Raw genomic sequence first — 2,501 nt, 5'->3', positions numbered from 1 at the left:
GCGCCTGCCCTACCACCAGCCCGGCTGGTCCCTTTGCAAGCCAGCCATGGAAGACCTGCCATACGGCCATGAAGCCGAACTGGGCCAGCTTGCTCAGCGCCACCGCGCGGAATGCCTGCCGTCGGACCGCCCAAAGATTGGTTGCATTGTAGAAGGCCATGCCCAGCGTCCCGATAGGGATCGCCCAGAGCAGCGGGCCAAGACCGGGAACGTTGGCAGCCGTCACGAGCTGTTCGCCACATAGCGCCACCGCAAGAGCAACCAGACAGGTCGTGGCAAAGCCGGTGATCACGGCTGCCAGGAAGGTAGCCGCGGCATCCTCGTCGCGCCCATCTAGAGGAATGGCGGTCTCATAGCGCAGGTTCGTGACGGCACCGGTGATAGAGACGATTGCGGTGAACACGGCGAGCACGCCGAAATCCGCGGGCGTGTAGAGCCGGGTCAGAAGCGGCGTGACCGCGATCAGCAGCGCCTGCGCCGCAGGCGTGACCGCGATCAGCAGCGCCTGCGCCGCGAGCGTTCCGAGGGTGACGGTCAGCGCGTTGCGAGCTAGCCCGCCCTTCTTGAAGCGGTGGGTCAAACGAGCGAGCACTGCGGCTGACGACTCCGGTTGAGGCTTGAACGGCGCCTCTCATGCCACGCCGAGGCGATCACCGCGAGACCGGGCGATCCGATATGGTCGATCTGCCTCACCATGTGCCTCAGCCGACGACAAAACGGCCGCGTCCAGAGGACGCGGCCGCTGCCTCGCTGGCAGATCGGGCGGATCAGGTGATCTGTAGCGCGACCGGCAGATCCATGTCGGTGCGGGTATGAGTGCCCAGCGATTCCGAGGTGAAGTTCCAGCCCGACCAACTCGAGCCGCCATTCACGCTGTACTCCGCATAGGCGGAAGGCACGATATTCCGCTCCTTGAAGCCATAGGCCGTGCCGCGCTGTGCCGCGCCGAACCAGTAGTTCCCGGAAGTGGCGGAGAACCGCATCAGGTAGGTCTTGCCCTGTGTCAGCAGGCGCGGCTGCGAGAATGACTTGAACTGCCATGGTACAGTGACGTCATAGCGGGTGCTGGTGACGACTTGGCTGGGCGGGATGCGGACGTCCTCCATGATGGTGCTGGCCGAGGCATCAATCAGTTGGCAGATCAGGTCCGTTGGGGAGCCTCCGGACTTGCGCACCCGCAGCCACACGCCGTTGACGCTGCGGTTCTCGTCCAGCATCGGCAGGCGCTGCCGTGCCATCAGCGAGCCGCCGACCTGCTTGTCACCGCTGTCATGGGCGAAGATCCAGCCCACGCCGCAGGCCATGCCGTCCGCGTAGTAGAGCTCGAAGATCGGGCAGCGGTCGGTGCGCACGTACCAGCCGCCGGAATTGTTGACCCAGAGATGGGCCATGGCGTCGCCGTGGAACGGGCCCATCCGGCCGGTGCTGCCGGTCGGGATCGGCATCTTGGTGTGCAGCATGTTGACCGAGATCTCGTTCTTGCCGCTCGAATCGAGCTGCAGGAAGACGAGGTGGTAGATCTCGCCGGCGGTCAGCACCGGGAAGGGTGCCTGGAACGGGATCTGCGCGAAGCGGTCCGAGTTCATGAGATTGGTCAGGTTGGCGGTCTTGGCCAGCACCGTGTTGGTCGGAAAGCCGGTGGCCGGATCGTTGGTGCGCAGCTCGATCCGGATCGTGCCGCCATTGCCGATGCTGTAGCCGACATGGCCGGTGGCCTGGTCATAGCGTAGAAAATACCGCAACGAGGTGATCTGGCCGCTCCGCTCCGCGGCGAAGCGGAACGCGGCCGGCTTGCCGTAGCCATAGCGGGTGTTGCCAACTGCCTCGGCATGGATGGCGCAGCCGAACAAGCGGCCCCGATACGGCTTGTCGTCGTTGGTGGGTGCGGCCGGCTGGGCGACCTCGACCACCACCGTGCCGACCGAGGTCTGATTCTGCGCGTCCTGCATCGTGTAGGTGAAGGCGTCCTCGCCCACGAAGCCGGTGGCCGGCGTGTAGACGATCTTCCCGGCCGAGATCACCGCGGTGCCGTTCGCCGGCGTGCCCACCTGGCCCGAGACGAGGATGCGCGTGCCGCTCTCGGGGTCGATGTCGTTGGCCAGCACATCGATGGTGATCGCAGTGTTGCGCGAGGTCGCGACCCGGTTGGGCACCGCGACAGGCGCCTGGTTGGTCGTGCCGAACGCGTCCTCGCCGCCCAGGCCGTAGAAGGCGCCCGGCCGGCGGTGATTGAGATGCTCGGCCTTCAGCCAGTTCTCGGGCAGGGCCGAGGCGCGCAGCCGCACCTCGTCGATGGCACCGTCCCAGGCGGACGACGCATCGAAGGAGGCCCGGCCAATCCGCAAGGGGCCGTTGCTGAAGCTTGTGGTGCCGCTGCGGACCGAGGTCTCGTAGCTGGGCGTGTCGGCCTTGGCGTCGATCCAGATCTGCGGATTGCTGTTCTGCTGCCAGGTGACCGCGAGGAACTGGGGGGCGATGCGCTGGACGTCCAAGGCGGTCTC

At 66.1% G+C, this 2,501-nt stretch carries 2 protein-coding genes; both read right to left on the bottom strand.

All coding sequences use genetic code 11. The features are described from left to right. Window positions 1–580 (bottom strand): lipopolysaccharide biosynthesis protein (locus tag EQG76_RS21315; RefSeq protein WP_159716342.1); only part of this gene is annotated, 580 nt, incomplete at its 3' end. Window positions 581–767: 187 nt separating this feature from the next. Beyond that, window positions 768–2,501: Ig-like domain-containing protein (locus EQG76_RS21310; RefSeq protein WP_159716341.1), on the bottom strand; the 1,734-nt coding region annotated here is incomplete at its 5' end.

Source organism: Geminicoccus flavidas, from assembly GCF_009806515.1.
In the GTDB taxonomy this organism is placed as follows: Bacteria; Pseudomonadota; Alphaproteobacteria; order Geminicoccales; family Geminicoccaceae; genus Geminicoccus; species Geminicoccus flavidus.
The sequence above is the reverse complement of the archived record's forward strand: the minus strand, read 5'-3'. Positions and strand labels throughout refer to the sequence as shown.